The sequence below is a fragment of the Stieleria tagensis genome (genome assembly GCF_024129865.1).
In the GTDB taxonomy this organism is placed as follows: domain Bacteria; phylum Planctomycetota; class Planctomycetia; order Pirellulales; family Pirellulaceae; genus Stieleria; species Stieleria tagensis.
Window position 1 is genome coordinate 14,360 of record NZ_JAMYFE010000054.1, and the last position, 16,660, is coordinate 31,019.

The window sequence follows — 16,660 nt, forward strand, 5'->3', positions numbered from 1 at the left end:
CATTGTTCAGACGGGTCTTCATTCTTGGCACTGCACGCTTTCGTGTCGATTGGGGCAGAGCGTCGCATCCGCTAGATCCTAGGCCTCAAACCCACCGAAGTCCGTTGGAAGTTTCCGATCTACCACAATTGGTTCGAAATGCGGGGCGATTGAACGAAGTCGTCGCAGTGTTGCTCAAATATGGCATCGCACCCTGGCTGCGAAATGTCAACGCGGACTGGGTCCAACGGCACCTGTCCAGTCGCGACGGAACCAAAATTGGCGATGTCACCCAACCGGTCCGCGTCCGCATGGCGCTGACCGAACTCGGCACCACGTTTATCAAGCTCGGGCAAATTCTCAGCACCCGCGCCGATTTGGTAGGCATCGAAATGGCGCAGGAACTTTCCAACCTGCAATCGGACACACCGCCGGACGCACCGGCCGATGTCATCCAGACAATCACGGAGGAGTTGGGTGAACCTCCCGAACAGTTGTTTGCCCAGTTCGATTCAACCGCGTTCGCTTCGGCATCGATCGGCCAGGTTCATCACGCCGTGCTACAGGATGGAACAGCGGTTGTCGTCAAAGTGCAACATCGTTCGATCGAAGACCGAATTCGAAATGATCTGGAAATCTTGATCGAAATGGCTCGATTGGCAGCAAGCTATTCGGATGAAATCGCGCGTTACAACCCGGTCGACGTGGCAACCGAATTTCGTCGCACGATGTTGGCCGAACTTGACTTCACCGGCGAACAACGCAATTTGCTTCGCTTCGCTGCGAACTTTGAATCCGACCCCACGATTCAGTTCCCGGCGCCGCAACCGGCACTCTGCAGTCGGCGGGTACTGACGATGCAGGCATTTGTCGGCATCAGTGTTTCCCAGCGCGATCGCTTGATCCAATCCGGGTACGACTTGGAAGACATTGCCCGCCGCGGCGCGGACATGTTCCTGCAGATGGTTTTTCGCGATGGGTTTTATCATGCTGATCCTCATCCTGGCAATTTAATGGTCCTGACCGATGCCGTGATCGGCGTGTTGGATGCCGGGATGGTCGGCCGAGTCGACGACGAATTTCGCGAACAAACGGAAGATTTATTGGTTGCGGCAATCGACAAAGATCCCGACCGATTGTTGGATGGAGTGATGCAATTGGGTGACGTTCCGGCCGACCTGGATCGCGCCCGACTGCGTAGCGATTTAACGGAATTCATTGACCAATACTCTTCACAATCGATCGATCAGTTTGACCTTCGCGGCGCACTGATCGGCATGGTCGAAATGATTCGCCGGCATCATATTCTGTTGCCCTCACGCGTTAGCCAATTGATCAAAATGATCGTGATGCTCGAAGGCACCGCACAACAACTCAGCCCTTCGTTCACGCTGGTCGAATTGCTGCAACCCTATCGCACGCAAGCCATCGAGCGACGGTTGTCGCCGCAGCGAATGTGGCGGAAGCTCAGTGGCATGCACCGCGATTGGAGTCGCTTGTTGGACACCATGCCGCGAGACATCACGGACATCTTGAATCGCGTCCGTCGCGGCAGTTTTGATGTGCATTTGGAACATCGTCGGCTCGACTCAATCGCCAACCGATTGGTGCTGGGTTTGCTGACCGCGGCACTGTTTGTCGGTTCGACATCGCTGCTGAGCAATCAAGTGCATCCCCTGCTATATGACACCTCCATCCCCGGGGCGATCGGCTGTGCCAGTGCCGTCTATCTGGGATTAAAATTGATTGCCGCGATCAAACACTCCGGCAATATCTAGCGGCGTGACGCTGCCCACAGAAAACCGATCTCAAACCTATTGTTACGATCCTGACAAATATTGCGGCTGCGAACAGGTGCAAATTGGGCCGGATCGGACCGTCCGGGCAAATTTGCCGAACCGATTCAAAGCCACGGGAACTAGAATCTCGCTACAATCGGTTCGTTGCCCGAACTGTCTCACTTCTTGCCAATTCGCACCAGTCATCCATGAATCGTCTACTCTTTGCATCACTGTCGTTGGTGTTCTTGCTCGCCTCTGCCGTCGCACCCGCATTTGCTCAGGCGCCCTTCAGCGGAATGAAGTATCGGATTCCCAGCGATGCGAACACGTTGATTTTGATCAATGCCGAAAAGATTTTTGGTTCGCCGGTTGCCGACCGCGAGCATTGGGACGCACGCCGCAAAGCCGCGTTTGAATCTGGCGTTTCGGCACTGCCGCCGGATGCGATCGAAGTCGTCTTGGCCGGCCGTTCGGACCATGAATTTGGCAAGACGCTGTGGGAGTTGTCACTGGTGAAACTGCGCGGCCAACGCAACGTTTCGACCGTTGCCACACGCTTCGGCGGTGAAATGGATGTGATCGCTGAACGATCGGCGGCACGGCTGCCCGACGATCATTATGTGGTCCAGATCAGTGACACCATGCTGGGCTCCTACACCCCGGCCAATCGCCAGGACGTCAGTCGTTGGTTGAAATCCACCGACACGACCGACGGCTCAAAAATGTCCCCCTACCTGGAACAGGCCCTCGGCTATGCCACCAAGGTTGGTACTCCGATCGTGATGGCAATGGATGTTAGCGGTTACATTTCCGCGACCACAATCAAAACACGTCTGTCAACGCTCGAAACCTTGAAAGACGCCGATGCCGATCTTAACGAACTGGCGAAATTGATCAGCACGGTGCAGGGCATCACACTGGGTATCACGCTGCAAGATCAAACCGTCGGTGCGATCCGCGTCGATTTCGAGCAGTCACCTGAACTGTTGGCCAAAGTCGGCAAGCCGATGCTGATGGAAGTATTAAAACGACAAGGGGCAATGATCGACGACTTTGAAAATTGGACGCCGTCGATCAGTGGCAACACCTTCCTGATGAAAGGAACGTTGTCGACCGATGGCACGCGGCGCGTGATGAGCGTTCTGGAACTGCCTCGCACATTGGCCGATTCGATGTTTGCCGCCAGCTCCCCTGGTTCAGATCCCGAGGGTTCGGCAAAACGCATCGCATCTCAGCAGTACTACAATTCGGTCACCACATTGATCGATGACCTGCGTGAAAAACCCAAACGCGACCATGTCAAAACGTTCGGCCAAGCAGCCATGTGGTACGACAAATACGCTCGCAAAATTGATCAACTGCCATTGTTGAATGTCGACGAAGCACTGTTGAACTGGGGCGCTCAGATCGCTGATTCGTTTCGCAACGCTGAAATGTTCATGAAGGGGGTCGGGATGCGCAGCTCGGTGCGGACCGAAAACAACAACGCAAGCTCCGGTGGCTACTATTCAACCGGTGGCGGCTATCGCGCTGGTTATGGCTACGGTGGTGCCGGGTACGGGAGTGCCGGGTACAGCGTCAGCCTGGGTGCCGGTCGCGCTTCGGTCAACGAAAAGGGACGAACAGATTCAAACATTCGTAGTCAGGAACGAACCCGTGGCGCTGCTTCGGTCCAAGAAATCTGGCGACAAATCGACGATTCGGTGGCTGGCATCCGTCGTGAAATGACGGAAAAATACAACGTCGAATTTTAGTCGTCACTCCGTCCTGCGGCGAACAGACCAGCTGGCAGTGACCAACGTGACCATCGCCGACGCTTCGATAATCTCGAAACGCGGGCGGCGAGGTCGCGGCCGAACAGGCCATTGCCCTGGTTCAAAATCCCGATCGGGACATTCTTGACCGCTTGTGTCGCAGCAAAACGAAACACCACCTTCTGCACGATCGGGGGCACGATCAAGATCAACGTGTTGGGAACCAAGACGGCGTCAATGTCACTGGCCAGAAAAAGGGTTTGCAGCGACGAAACGTAGTAACGTGTGGTAACACATCGACCAACAACGTCAGCGTCGCAGCCGGATGACAATCGGTTCGCCAAAACCGATATCCAACAATTCCGAGCACGGCCAAAATCAGTGCCAATGCGATCAGGGGGCGTGATGCTCGGCTGATAGCGGTCATGGAACGTTCGCAGAGAAGTCTAACAAATGTAGTTCCGTTGCCATTTTTCTGTGCGGTGATGATTTATCACATCGCCGTTATCATGGAACCGAATCCTGCCAACCGTCTCCGTCCGCCGCCGATCGCCTTGTCACGCAACCCGTTCTTTCAATCACTCCGCATCCGCTTGCTCGGGCCGATCGTGACCTGCGCACTGCTGTCTGCGTTCGCAGTGGCGCTAGGATCGTATTGGCTGGGAAACCGCTGGGCGACCGATGAATTGCAATCTCGTTTTCAGAGTGTGGACCGGACCCTCAAGTCGGCCCATTTTCCGTTGACCGGACCGGTGCTTCGCTCATTGGCGGAATTGACACGCACCGAACTGATCGCGTTGGGGCCGCAGCAACAAGTTCTGCAGAGCACGATCGAATTGTCCGACGCTGATCGCCAGCAATTGCGACGCCGTCCAGCGCCCGCGGAATTCACGATGGCTGAGCGCAATTATCGCCTGTATAGGACTGAGTTGGTCGGCCAGCGCGGGCAAGGCGAGCGGGCGGACCAGATGATCGTTCTGTTTGACGACCAGTTGCTGCAGGCCAGCCGTCGCCGCGCGGCGCTGCTGCCACTGGTCACGGGGCTGTCCACCATTTTTGCGCTCGGGTCGGTGACGCTTTGGATGACATCCCGGCTGGTGCGACGGATCGGGAATCTTCATCAGCGAGTCGAATCGGTTGCCGCCGGCGATTTTCAGTCCACGGTCACCGACAACATCGGTGATGAACTGGGGCAACTCGGCGGCGCCGTCGACTCGATGGCTCGACAACTGGACCAGCTTTGGCAAACCGTCAATCGACAACAAGGCGAAAAACTACTGCACCAAATCGCCGGCGGAATGGCGCACCAACTGCGCAACAGCCTGACCGGCGCCCGGATGGCAATCGAACTACACGCGGCACAGTGCCCGCATGCCGATGACGAGGGAGTGCGTGTGGCGATCGCCCAGATCGAACATTCCGAAAACCATGTTCGACGTTTACTGTTAGTCGGTTCCGGACAACAAGACCAACCCCGTCCCGAAAATGTTCTGGTTTGCTGGAATGATGTTCGCAGCAGTCTCTCACCGATCGCTCGACACTTAAACGTGCAGATCGATTGGAATGCCGATGCCCGTTTGGCCGACGATGAAATCAGCGATGGTCCCAGTTGGATCGCTGCGGTGACCAATCTGATTCAAAACGCAATGCAGGCCGGCGATCAGGTCAGCGTCGCAGCCGATCGGATGCCAGATGCGATGATGCGCGTGACCGTGACCGACAATGGCCCAGGCGTTCCAGACGCGATCGCCGCGGAACTGTTTGACCCGTTCGTGACATCGAAACCCGAAGGCCTGGGGCTGGGGCTGCCCGTGGTTCAGCGGGCCGCCGAAACACTGGGCGGCCGTGTCCAGTGGCATCGTGCAAACGAACGAACCGTGTTTGAATTTGACGCAAAAGTGATCGAGAGAGACGCAACCTGATGACAACATCCGCATTGATCTTGGTGGTCGACGATGAACCGTCCATCTGTTGGGCGTTTGAACGCATGCTGACCGCAGAAGGCCATCGGGTCGTCACGGCATCCTCGGCCGAAGAGGGACTGCAGAAAGCCGAACAAGAACAACCAGCGATGATCGTGTTGGATGTGCGGTTACCGCAGGAAGACGGAATCACCGCGTTGCCCAAGTTTCTGGCCGCAACCAACAATGCGCCGGTGGTTGTGATCACCGCATTTGGTGATTTGGAAACCGCCGTCGCCGCGGTGAAAAACGGTGCCACCGATTACCTGACCAAACCGTTCAAACTAGAAGACGCGCTGCGCACCTGTCGCCTGGCACTGCAAAAATCACAATCGCGCACCCATCCGGTCGCGACCGGACCGATGAACGTCGACGACACTGTTTTGGTTGGCACCTCCCCCGCCATGCAGTTGGTGTTTCGTCAAATCGCTTTGGTTGCCGACAGCGATCTTTCGGTCTTGATCACCGGCGACACCGGGACCGGAAAAGAGTTGGTGGCCGCTGCAATTCATCGCCACAGTCGGCGATCCGAACGAACCTATATTCCGATCGCACCGGTCACCCTGAACCCCGACCTGATTGAGAGTGAATTGTTCGGCCACGTCGCGGGCGCCTTCACCGGCGCAAGTGAAGACCGAGTGGGGCTGTTCGAACGCGCCGAGGGTGGAACGGTGTTGTTGGACGAAATCGGTGATCTGCCGCTTGCCGCCCAAGTCAAATTGCTGCGTGTCTTGGAACAAGGTCAATACTTTCGCGTCGGGGATGTGCGGCCACGGACGGCCGATGTCCGCGTGCTGGCCGCAACGAACTGTGACCTACACGCCAGCGTGGGATCGGGCAACTTTCGCGAAGATCTGTTTCACCGCTTGACGGGTGTGCAAATCCACCTGCCACCGTTGCGGGAACGAACCGATGACATCGCTCCGCTCTGCCGGCACTTCCTAACCGCGATGAATTATCCATCGGTCGAAACCGCTATCAACGACGAACTGCTAGCCCAGTTGGAACAGCGACCCTGGCATGGCAATGTCCGCGAACTGAAGAACGCCGTCGAACACGCAGCGGTGCTGGCGCGCGGCCGATCGCTGGGGATCGACGATTTCCCAGCATCCAAACCAGGCCGTGACACCAAACCCGATTCTCCGAACCGATCTTTGGAAACGGTGGTTCGCAACTGGACGTTGCATACGATCGAAAATCAAACCACCAACCATCCACCCTTGCACGCTGAATTCTTAGCCGCCACCGAACCCGCCTTGCTGCGGGTTGTACTGGAACACACCGCCGGCAACCGTGCCAAAGCCGCCGAGTTGTTGGGGATTCACCGCGGTACTCTACGTGACCGGTTGCGGGCCTACGGGCTGGATGATGTGGTGGGTTAAGGATCGTCGAAACAGCAGGTGCCGTCGCCGGACCGGCCACGGTTCAGACGCGCCTGCACCCCGACCGACTGAACCCTGGCGGGGTCAGCTACGATTGAACCCAAGCCCGTTGTTTTGAAGCCAGCGCTTTCTTAAGCCCGGCGGGCGACACAATGACTGCCGGCGGCGTAAGTCGCCGGACACCGAAGGAAATCAACCCAATAGCCCGGCGGGCGACACAATGATCCAACGTTGCGTGAAACCATGTGCCGCCCTCTGTGCTGGCAAAAGGCCGTCGCTGGACAGGCCACGGTTCAGACGCATCTGCACCCCGACCGACTGAACCCTGGCGGGATCAGCTACGATTGAACCCAAGCCCGTTGTTTTGAAGCCAGCGCTTTCTTAAGCCCGGCGGGCGACACAATGATCCAACGTTGCGTGAAACCATGTATCGCCCTCCGGGCTGGCAAAAGGCCGTCGCTGGATAGGCCACGGTTCAGACGCGCCTGCACCCTGGCCGACTGAACCCTGGCGGGATCAGCTACGATTGCGGCCTGGCGGGATCAGCGCGGGAAACACTGCCGCGGAACGTTACGCCGTGGCTTCCGCTTCCGGTTCATAGCCTTCGACATCTTCGTCGCCCTGGATATAGGTCTTTTCCTTGTAAAAGTATCCAACCGGGATGAACAAGCATGCGGTCACGAAGATGCACTTGGTCCAGAACCAAAAGTAAGCGGCGCCTTCCAACAGCACGCGTCCACCGATGGCATAGCTGCGTTTGAACTTGGTTTCTTCACCGCCACCACGTTCTTCGCGCAATCGTTGCTGAACCGATGCAATTTTCTCGGGATCCGTACCGGCTTCGATTTCAATTTTCCGGCGTTCTAGCCAACTGAAATAATTTGGATCTTGCGATTCAGTTTTGTTCTCGGCACGCGAAACGATCGAAGTCAGGGTTTGGTCCCAGCGTGAACCGTCAACTTGATCAGCCCCCATCGAGACCAACAGGAAACGATCTCGCGAAAGCGTTTTGTAGCGAATCGGATTTCCAAATCCATCGGTCTTCCCCGCGATCAATTCATTGCCATCAGCGTCGCTTGGCAATTCAGATTCCACCTGCCCGCCCTGGCCGGCAAAGAATTTGTCTTCAATCACTTGAGCGGCTTCGGCAAAGGCAGCTTCCGAGGAATTGGTCACGGCATCAACAGCGCCATCGTCATTGAAGGTCAGTGTCGCGTCATCCTCGGTGCCCGATTTTCCATCAGGGCCCAAGATCGTCAGTGTCGATTGGTCATCGACGAGGGCATCGAAACCAGACATCGAAAGTGACTCGCCGGGTTGAAAGGAACTGGCGTCCAAGCCTTCGGCGGCGGCCAATACCGATGGCGTTTGAATGTATCGATTGACACCGGCAGTGAACACGTTGCCCAGCGAGACCGACAATAGGAACAACGCCATCACAACCGACTTCATCGTTTTGGGTGCCTGTGTGTAGGCAAATTCCAGACAGGTGATCGAAACCATCACTTCGGATGCCGTCAGGATCGCATAGGCCAAGAACTGCCATGAGATTGAAGGTTCGCCGCCGGCGTCGATCCACTGTTGAACGATTGACACGATCGAAAAACCACCTGCCATGACAAACAGGCCGATGCTGATTTTACGAATCGGTGTCATTTCAAAAACGGTGTTGAGCGCCGGATAGATGCCGAATTGAAACACTGGAATCAATGCCAACACCATGATCGGATTGATCGCCTGGATTTGCGATTCCAACCATTCGATTCCCATCCAGTTTCGGTTCAGGCTTTTGGCCTGCAACACCCACGAGGAACCGGTTTGATCAAACAGTGCCCAGAACACAGCGACAAAGGAAAAAATGCAAAACAGTTTCAGGATGGTTGAAATCCCGGTCCAGCTAAAGGTTTCCTTGAGAAACTTCATCCCGCCTGGCGGAATGTGTACGAATCGATTGCGTCCCATCCAGAACAGCAGCGTCGCAAATGCCATCAGCACTCCGGGAATGCCAAATGCCCAGTGAGGACCGTAGTTTTCTAACACCCAGGGCGTCAGCAGAGTCGAGATGAACGACCCAAAGTTGATGCTAAAGTAGAACCATTGATAGACCTTGGTCAGCAGGTCTTTGTTGCGTTCACCAAATTGATCGCCGACGTGGGCCGAGACGCAGGGTTTGATACCGCCGGAGCCGACGGAGATCAGGAACAGCCCGACAAACAACCACATCGAGGCTCCCATCGGCGGAGCGCCCATCATCGCCAGGGCCGCGTGACCGATACAGTAAACAATCGACAGGTAAAGAATGGTTCGATACTTGCCCAAAAAAACATCGGACAGCAGGGCGCCGAGGACCGGAAAGAAATACGCCGCTGCGGTGAACGAGTGATAGTGCTCGGTGGCTTCGGCGTTGGACATTGCCACCGTTTCCGAACTGCCCATCCACTGCAGGTAATCGACCATAAAGATGGTCAGGATACACTTCATCCCGTAGAAACTGAATCGCTCCGCGGCCTCGTTCCCGATGATGAAGGGAATGCCACCGGGCATGCCGTCGGTGTCGGTCGGCTTGGTTGAATAAGAAAGATGATCCGCCGGGGGGATCGAAGGGGCATCCGTCATCGCGTCGGGACGGTCTGATTCAGACGACATGCAGTGTCTCGTATGGCAAGAAACGACGTGGAAATTGGGCTGCGTAGGAGTATAAGGTTTTTCTGCGTGCTAGCTTCCCCCGGTTCGCATGCACGTTGCCATTGCAGTCCTTTTAAGGGCGCGATGGCTGACCGCGTCAACCAGATTATTGCCGATGCCGGCTCCTGTCGCTGTCGAGTGTGACAATCAATGCCGGCAGGACGCTTAAATTCACGAGTGTTCCGATCACCAATGTCCAGGCGACAAGCGTCCCAAAAGTCGCGGTGGGAATGAATTCACTGGTCGAAAGCACGCTGAAACCGACGACCAATGCGACCGTCGCCAACATCACCGGCGCCCCAATACTGCCGGCCGCCGAAACGCTCGCCGACACAACATCACGGCCCCGTTTTCGACGCCGCAGGTAGGCCGACAACAGGTGCACCGATCCATCGATCGATAGCCCGACCGAAACCGCGGCAATCATTGCCGCGCCCATGTTGATTCGTCCGCCGAGCGAGGAAACCGCTGCGAGTACCAGAAACGCCGGCAGCAAATTGGGCACCAGCGCTGCAGTGGCCAATCGCAAGCTGCCCGTTGCCAACCACATCAACAACCAAATCAAAATCGCCGACGCGGCAAAACAACGCCATTGATCGGCAACCAGTTGATCCACCAGCCGCGTCATGATCACGTAGTACCCGGTCACCGTGACGGGTTCCGAAATTTGACTGTTGGCTGCGGCGGCGTCCCAAGCCGCCACACGCTCGGTTGCGATCCGCTGCACACCGGCAATCAGATTCCGTTTGGTCGCAGCCGACAAGCCTTCGCCACTGCGCAACATGATTCGCAGCTTGACACGATCCGGCGTCGTCGCACTCGGCTCAGAAATCAAGGCACCGATAAAGCTGGGCAACCGTGTCCGCATGGCTGCGATCCGCAGTGGCGCTGGCATCCATTTCCCTGCACCGGTTCGCCCCAATACCTCCGTGGCATCGGCGATACTGATCGCCTTGCTCAATCCCGCCGGACCACCCAATTCCTCCAGCAACTGTTTCTCCAATTGCATGACGTCATTCAAAAACGAATTGGACAAGGGTGAGGGAACATCGATCACCAAGTCCCACACACCGGCGCCGCCTAAATTCTGCTCGACGCTTCCGTAGTCGATCACAATCGTGCTGTCGTCACGAAAGTTGCGTAAAAAACTGGTTTCCGTCTCGCTACGTGTCACCACCGCAACCGCCACGATCATGGCAATCGCCGCACAGGCAACGGTCAGTGCCGGCCGTCGTACAAATCCACTGGCCAAGCGAACACAGAATCGGCGCAGTGATCTGGTCAGCCGATCTCGGTACGGCCCGATGCGCTGTGAGAACCCTTCGCCGGGCAACATCAGACAGGCTGGCGCGAACAACAAGAAACCCAAAAAAACGTTTGCCGCCGAAAGCGCAACCATCAATCCGAATTGACGCACCGGCAAAATCTGGGAGAACCAAAGTGCGGCGAATCCGGCCGCATCGGTCGCACAGGTCCAAAAGATCGGTGCCGCCATTCGCTGCATGACCTCGGACATCGATTCCAATTTGCAAAACCCGCGACCGCGACGACTGTGGTAGCGCACTCCGACATGCAACACCGCCGTGACTGAGACGACGGTGACAATCGCAGTCAAGATCGACGCGATCAAGGACAATGAAATCCCTGCCACAAACATCGTGGCTTTGGTCATCACCACCGACCAACCGATCACCACCGCCAACAACATCACCAAACGCAGATCGAACAAAACCACCATCAACACCAGCGACAGTAGCGCCACGGTGGTCATCGCCAGTCGCGCGCCGTCGCGACGCACCAATGCGAACGCTTCGTCAACCAACAAGGGTTCGCCGACCAATGACACCCCGCTAACCGCCGGTTGTTCGCCCCACCATGCTGCGACCTGCTTCAATCGGTCAACCGTTTGCGCAGCTTGCTGGTCATCGATCATCGTCACGACCGCGGCATGGGTGTAGTCACTCGAGTGCGTGTAGCCCGAAAAAATATCACTCAGTCGTTTGCCGACCGGATCCTTTCGACGCATCAATCGCGGTGTGGCGTTGGGTGTCGATTGGCCACCGATTCCGAATGGCAGCTTCACACTGGAAATGCTTTCGGCCGCATCGTTCAGGACCCACGGCGATAACGTTGCGGTGACTCCCTCGATCTCGCGAATTTTCTCTGTCAGAATCCGACTGCGATCGATCCCTTGGTCTGTCGCCAAATCCGGATCGTGGTACATCAACACCAGCACATCGTCTTTGCCGAACCAGTGTTTCAGATTCTGGTACTGGACTAACGTCGGGTCATCGTCTCCGAACAACGATGCAATGCTTTGCTCGGTCTCCAGTCGAGTCGACAGCGGATACGCAGCGGCAAGCAGAACGATGCCGAGCACCATCCATCCCCAGCGTCCTCGGATTGCATATTCGATCACTTTCTGCATCGCGACAGGCTACGTGGACTCGATGCCGGTCGTCAAGCTAGGATAGTGCCAGCGGCAAACCGTCCGCAGGTGAAAGCGGGCGATTCTGGGAGGCATCCAGGCTGACTGACACCTGCCGATAGCAAACTCGCTGCGGCGAACTCCATACGGAAAATCATTGCGAACTCGATCGATTCCCGGATTGCTTTTGCTGGCCATCGGTATGACGGTGTTGGTCCGCTCGTTGGCGATCTGGCTGACCCCGGCGGCATTTTCCGCCGACCCAGACGCGTACTTGGCGATCGCCGAAACCATTCAGCACTCAGGGGTGTTTGGATTAACTGATGCCCAGGGTGGCGCCAGGCCGACGGCCTTTCGGCCTCCGCTGTACCCTTGGTTGCTCTCGTTTGCGATCACAGATGACGGATTGTCACATGCGATCATCGCCGGTTTTCACTTGGTGCTGGCCGCCGTCACCGCCGGCTGTGTGTTTTCCACCACCGAACGACTGATCCAACAACAGGGCTTCGGTGGAACGCGCGTGACAGCGGAACGACTGGGGTTTGCAGCTGCGATGTTGACGGCCATTGATCCGATTCTGCTGAAACAGTCGACCGAATTGATGACGGAAACACTGGCCACCGCATTGGCAACAGTGGTGATCTGGTTTTGGCTGCGTGGCACCATCGCTGAAAGTCGCTCTACAGCGCTGATCAATGCAACCGGTTTGGGTGCGTTCCTGGCGCTGGCCTATTTATGCCGCCCCACGTTTTTGGTCTGGGCGGTGCTGCTGGTGTTTGCATCGTTGTTTGTGTCGCCCGTTCGCCGCCACTGGAAACAAACTGCGATGATGGCGTCATTGGTCATCGTCGCCGTTGTGGGATGGACGCTGCGCAACCAACGTGAATTGGGACATCCCATTTGGGCCACCACACATGGTGGGTACACGTTGTTGTTGGCCAACAATGAATCGTTCTACCACTACCTTGCTTCGGGCAACGTTGGTCAAGTCTGGGACGCCGAACCGTTTTTGACAGCGTACTCGCACCGTTACGAAGGGAATCCGCGGCGGCCAGAATTCTGGCAACAGGAATGGCCCGATCCGCCTCGTTACGACGCTGCGACCACCGAATACGATGACGATCGACTGTGCTATGAATCGGCAAAGGCAACGATTCTTCGGCACCCCGGCATGTTTGTTTGGTCGGCGATGGTTCGTGCCGGCAGGTTGTGGAGTCCGCTACCGCACGAGACTTCCGCACGAAGCGGCGTCGCCGTCTACGCTGTCGGCGTTTTCTATCTACTGATCTACGTGGCGGTTTTGGTCACCCTGATCCGACATCGCCGTGTTGTGTTTCGCAAACAGTGGTGGGCGATCTGGCTGCTGGCGTTGACGCTAACGGCGGTGCATTCGGTCTACTGGAGCAACCTGCGAATGCGTGCGCCCGTGATGCCTGCGGTGGCAATCCTTGCAGTGCTGTGTCTAGCGACCGCCCCACGTAGGTCAACTGCAACCTGACCAGCAAAAGCCGCTGCGTGAAATCGAACCTGCATCGATCGGCAAAGCAGTGTCTGATTGAAAAGGATCGCGGGAAAGTCGACGGTCACTAAACATCAGCGAATTCAAACACGCTGCGATAGGCGTTTTCAGATTCAAAGTATTCCAACATCCGGGCGTAGAATTCGTTCCCGCCAAGGGTGGAACTGTCACCGACGACGATCAACTTGCGACGGGCACGCGTCAGCGCAACATTGGTGCGGCGAGTGTCCGCTAAAAATCCGATCTCGCCATGATCGTTGCTACGCGTCAGGGTGATCAGCACCACTTCTTTCTCGCGACCTTGAAAACCGTCGACCGTATCAATTTCGACGTCACGTAATCCCGTCTGATTGCGCAACCAACGGGCCTGGGCGGCGTAGGGCGCGATGATTGCGATTTGATCGCGCTGGACACCGGCCTCTAACAGTTCCGTCACAAACCTGACGATCAATTTGCCTTCGCCGGAATTCAACTTGCTTTCGCCACCGGGCTCCAATTCTTCGTGCATGCCCGACCCGGCGGTGTCAACAAACAACAACGCATCTTCGGTTAGCGGCGATTGCTGAACATCCGGCAGGTCACACAACCGGTGCGTCGCGACGCTGGCATCGGCGATCAACGAATCATCGTAGAATTCCTGTGAAGAGAACTGCATGATCGGTTCGTTCATGCGGTACTGCACCGTCAATCGACGATAGATCGATTCCCCCTCACGCTCGATCAAACGGTGCATCATGGAATCCCGCATCCCTTCGGCGGCGGCCTGATCCGACAACACCGTCGGTGGCAACTGACAATGATCGCCCGCCATCACCACCATGTCGGCACGCATCACCGCTTGCCACACACTTGACTCGGTGCACTGGCACGCTTCGTCGATCACAACCAGATCAAACGTCGCGTCCCCCAACAGGTCTTCGTCGATCGTGGTGGTCGTACAGATCACATCCGACGAATCGATGATCCCACGCACGATGCTGCGTTCGAGCGATCGGATCTGCGACCGCAGATCACCGGCCGTCGCATACAACAGGCTACGGCGTTTCTTGGTGTCGCGACCGCGATTGGCGCGGCCTGCCGCACGCATCAGTTCTTCCAACTCCCGTCGCATGTCGCGGATCACGGCATTCGACGGATCCGCTTCGACCAACTCGTCCAATGTGTGTCCACGTAGCGATTCGAACACGCGCGCCGGATGCCCGACTCGCAGCACGCTGCTGAGCATCCCAACGAGTCGTTCCAGCAGATTGTCGACGGCCGTGTTACTGGGGGCGCAGGCGAGCACGCGATCGCCGCGCTGCACGCCCTGATAAATCACCTCGGCCAACGTCGTGGTTTTCCCTGTTCCCGGCGGGCCATGCAAAATGGCGATGTCAGGCGCAGCCAAGGCAAATCGAACGGCGTCCTGCTGTGGCGGATTGAGATTAGAGCAAAAATCGACGTCCTCTGGATCGCCCGGACGGATCGGACGCTGGTCCAGCAACATGTCACGCAATTGTCGCGAGCGACCATGCGCCATTCGCGCCGTGGCCATCGCAGCGAGTTGTCGGCGCCGTGTCGTTTCGTCCGGCGAAAGATCCAAACGAAAGAAACGGGCATCCGGCCATTTCTCGGTAGCAACTTGGATGACATTGGGTTTGCGGCGACTGACCACGCCGGCGATCCCTTTGTCGCTGGGGTCATCCGCATCGGAAATGACAACCGGCGACCCCACTTTCAACCGATTCATCGGCAGCGGCTTGTTGCCGAATTTGGCAAAATCAAATAGGAATCGACCGGCCAGCCCGGTCTGATGATCCTGGAGTTGCAGCCCTAAAATGGTTTCGCCGGTCCGCTCGGCGTCACTTGTGTTTCGCATTTGCCGGCGGCTTGCCATTCGCTCCCGCTCGGCCGCGCTCTCCAGATCCAGCCAACTGGCCAACACGTCGAAATAGGCATCGACACTTAGTCGATCCAAAGGTTGCTTCCGTGTCGCCATGGCTCGCGCGCGTGTCGTGTGCTGGAGAGAGAACAGCCAGCACAAGCGCACTCTTGGGAGTGTGCGGGGGCCAAGCTCGATGTAAAAACCGGCGGTATGATACAGAATTCACCCGCTGGCCTGAAGTGACCCCCCAGACCGGGCTCATCGAGCCCGGCCACTAAATAAATCCTGGCGCCTAGTCGATGGGCGTTTCCTTCTTGCCGTCTCGAAGGTAAGGCTTGCGAGTCTGCTCGCCTTGCACAGGTTGGAGTTCACGGACCCAGATGTTGCGGAAACGCACCGGATTACCGTGATCTTGCAACGCGATCGGGCCTTTGGAGGAATGTTGTTTGTACTGTGGCGGGCGGTTGTACGGGGTATCGCCCAGCAGTTCAAAGTGGTTTTGGATCACGACACCATTGTGAATCGCAGTGATGTAGGCTGGCGATTGCAGCGAACCATCGTCGTTAAACCGTGGCGCGGTCCAGAGAATGTCGTAGGTGTTCCACTGGCCGGGAGCGCGCATGGCGTTGGCCATCGGCGGTGTCTGTTTGTAGATCGCGCCGGCTTGACCATCATGATAGGTGTCGGCTTTGTAAGAATCCAAAATTTGGATTTCGTAGGTCCCCATCAGGAACAGCCCGCTGTTGCCGCGGCCCTGACCTTCGCCTTTGGGCGGGTTCGGCGCCGACCATTCGATATGGACTTGGCAATCACCAAACTCGTCTTTGGAAACCACTTGCCCTTTGCCCGACGAAACCACGCCATCGGCCACCGGCCAATTGTCGCCATTCTTCCAGTGGGACATGTCGGTCCCATCAAAGAGCACGACGGCGTCCGAGGGTGGCGAGTCGTCTGACTTGCCGGGATCAACCACCGGCGGAGCCTGCCAGGTGATGCCATTGAGATATTCTTCACCCGAGACGGGCGAGACGAGCAAGAGAATCGAAGCCAAAAGCGAAAGTCGGCGCATGTGTGGTAGGTCCGTGAATGACAGGGGAGGAACGTTCCGCGGGAGTTTCAGACAAGCCGGTATTATGGTCACTGTTTCGGCGACTCACAAACCGTGACGCCCGCTGAGCGCAGCATCGGCTAAAAAAACGAACTCCCAGTCTCCGGTCCAGAGACACCCCGAGGCGTGACGGGCTGTTGATTTAGTAACCCGACGCGTCAGCGAGGGATCCCGTCAACCGGCTAAATCCCTCGCTGAC

The 16,660-nt window shown here is 57.0% G+C and carries 10 protein-coding genes; 5 read left to right on the forward strand and 5 right to left on the reverse strand.

Going from position 1 to position 16,660, the window contains the following annotated elements; genetic code table 11:
- The first annotated feature begins 104 nt into the window (after positions 1 to 104).
- Positions 105 to 1,757, forward strand: a complete 1,653-nt coding sequence (locus tag NHH03_RS13785) for an ABC1 kinase family protein (protein WP_253157022.1) — start codon at positions 105 to 107, stop codon at positions 1,755 to 1,757.
- A gap of 209 nt (positions 1,758 to 1,966) precedes the next feature.
- Positions 1,967 to 3,514 carry a hypothetical protein gene (locus tag NHH03_RS13790; protein ID WP_253157024.1) on the forward strand — a complete coding sequence of 516 codons (1,548 nt, stop codon included), beginning with the start codon at positions 1,967 to 1,969 and terminating at the stop codon, positions 3,512 to 3,514.
- Here NHH03_RS13790 and NHH03_RS13795 read toward each other — a convergent pair.
- The gene (locus NHH03_RS13795) at positions 3,511 to 3,858 is read right to left on the reverse strand and encodes a hypothetical protein (RefSeq protein WP_253157026.1); all 348 of its coding nucleotides are present in this window, start codon (positions 3,856 to 3,858) and stop codon (positions 3,511 to 3,513) included. The genes NHH03_RS13790 and NHH03_RS13795 overlap by 4 nt on opposite strands.
- A gap of 120 nt (positions 3,859 to 3,978) precedes the next feature.
- On the opposite strand from NHH03_RS13795, the gene NHH03_RS13800 reads away from it, so the two are divergent.
- The gene (locus NHH03_RS13800; RefSeq protein WP_253157029.1) at positions 3,979 to 5,436 is read left to right on the forward strand and encodes a sensor histidine kinase; all 1,458 of its coding nucleotides are present in this window, start codon (positions 3,979 to 3,981) and stop codon (positions 5,434 to 5,436) included.
- Positions 5,436 to 6,857, forward strand: coding sequence for a sigma-54-dependent transcriptional regulator (locus NHH03_RS13805; protein ID WP_253157031.1), 1,422 nt, complete (start codon positions 5,436 to 5,438; stop codon positions 6,855 to 6,857). Before NHH03_RS13800 ends, NHH03_RS13805 begins: the two co-directional genes overlap by 1 nt.
- 570 nt (positions 6,858 to 7,427) lie before the next feature.
- On the opposite strand, the gene NHH03_RS13810 is transcribed toward NHH03_RS13805, so the two are convergent.
- Positions 7,428 to 9,473 (reverse strand): POT family MFS transporter, encoded by a 2,046-nt coding sequence (locus tag NHH03_RS13810; protein WP_390895566.1) that lies wholly within the window; start codon positions 9,471 to 9,473, stop codon positions 7,428 to 7,430.
- A 175-nt stretch (positions 9,474 to 9,648) separates the two neighbouring features.
- Positions 9,649 to 11,961, reverse strand: coding sequence for an efflux RND transporter permease subunit (locus NHH03_RS13815; RefSeq protein ID WP_253157035.1), 2,313 nt, complete (start codon positions 11,959 to 11,961; stop codon positions 9,649 to 9,651).
- Between the two features lie 166 nt (positions 11,962 to 12,127).
- Here NHH03_RS13815 and NHH03_RS13820 point away from each other — a divergent pair, with 166 nt between their 5' ends.
- Complete coding sequence (locus tag NHH03_RS13820; RefSeq protein WP_253157038.1) at positions 12,128 to 13,468, forward strand: ArnT family glycosyltransferase; 1,341 nt, start codon at positions 12,128 to 12,130, stop codon at positions 13,466 to 13,468.
- An 88-nt stretch (positions 13,469 to 13,556) separates the two neighbouring features.
- On the opposite strand, the gene NHH03_RS13825 is transcribed toward NHH03_RS13820, so the two are convergent.
- Both NHH03_RS13825 and NHH03_RS13830 read right to left on the reverse strand, forming a co-directional pair.
- On the reverse strand, positions 13,557 to 15,467 hold the full coding sequence (locus tag NHH03_RS13825; protein ID WP_253157040.1) for an AAA domain-containing protein: 1,911 nt from the start codon (positions 15,465 to 15,467) through the stop codon (positions 13,557 to 13,559).
- Positions 15,468 to 15,645: 178 nt separating this feature from the next.
- On the reverse strand, positions 15,646 to 16,422 hold the full coding sequence (locus NHH03_RS13830) for a 3-keto-disaccharide hydrolase (RefSeq protein WP_315861452.1): 777 nt from the start codon (positions 16,420 to 16,422) through the stop codon (positions 15,646 to 15,648).
- Positions 16,423 to 16,660 lie beyond the last annotated feature (238 nt).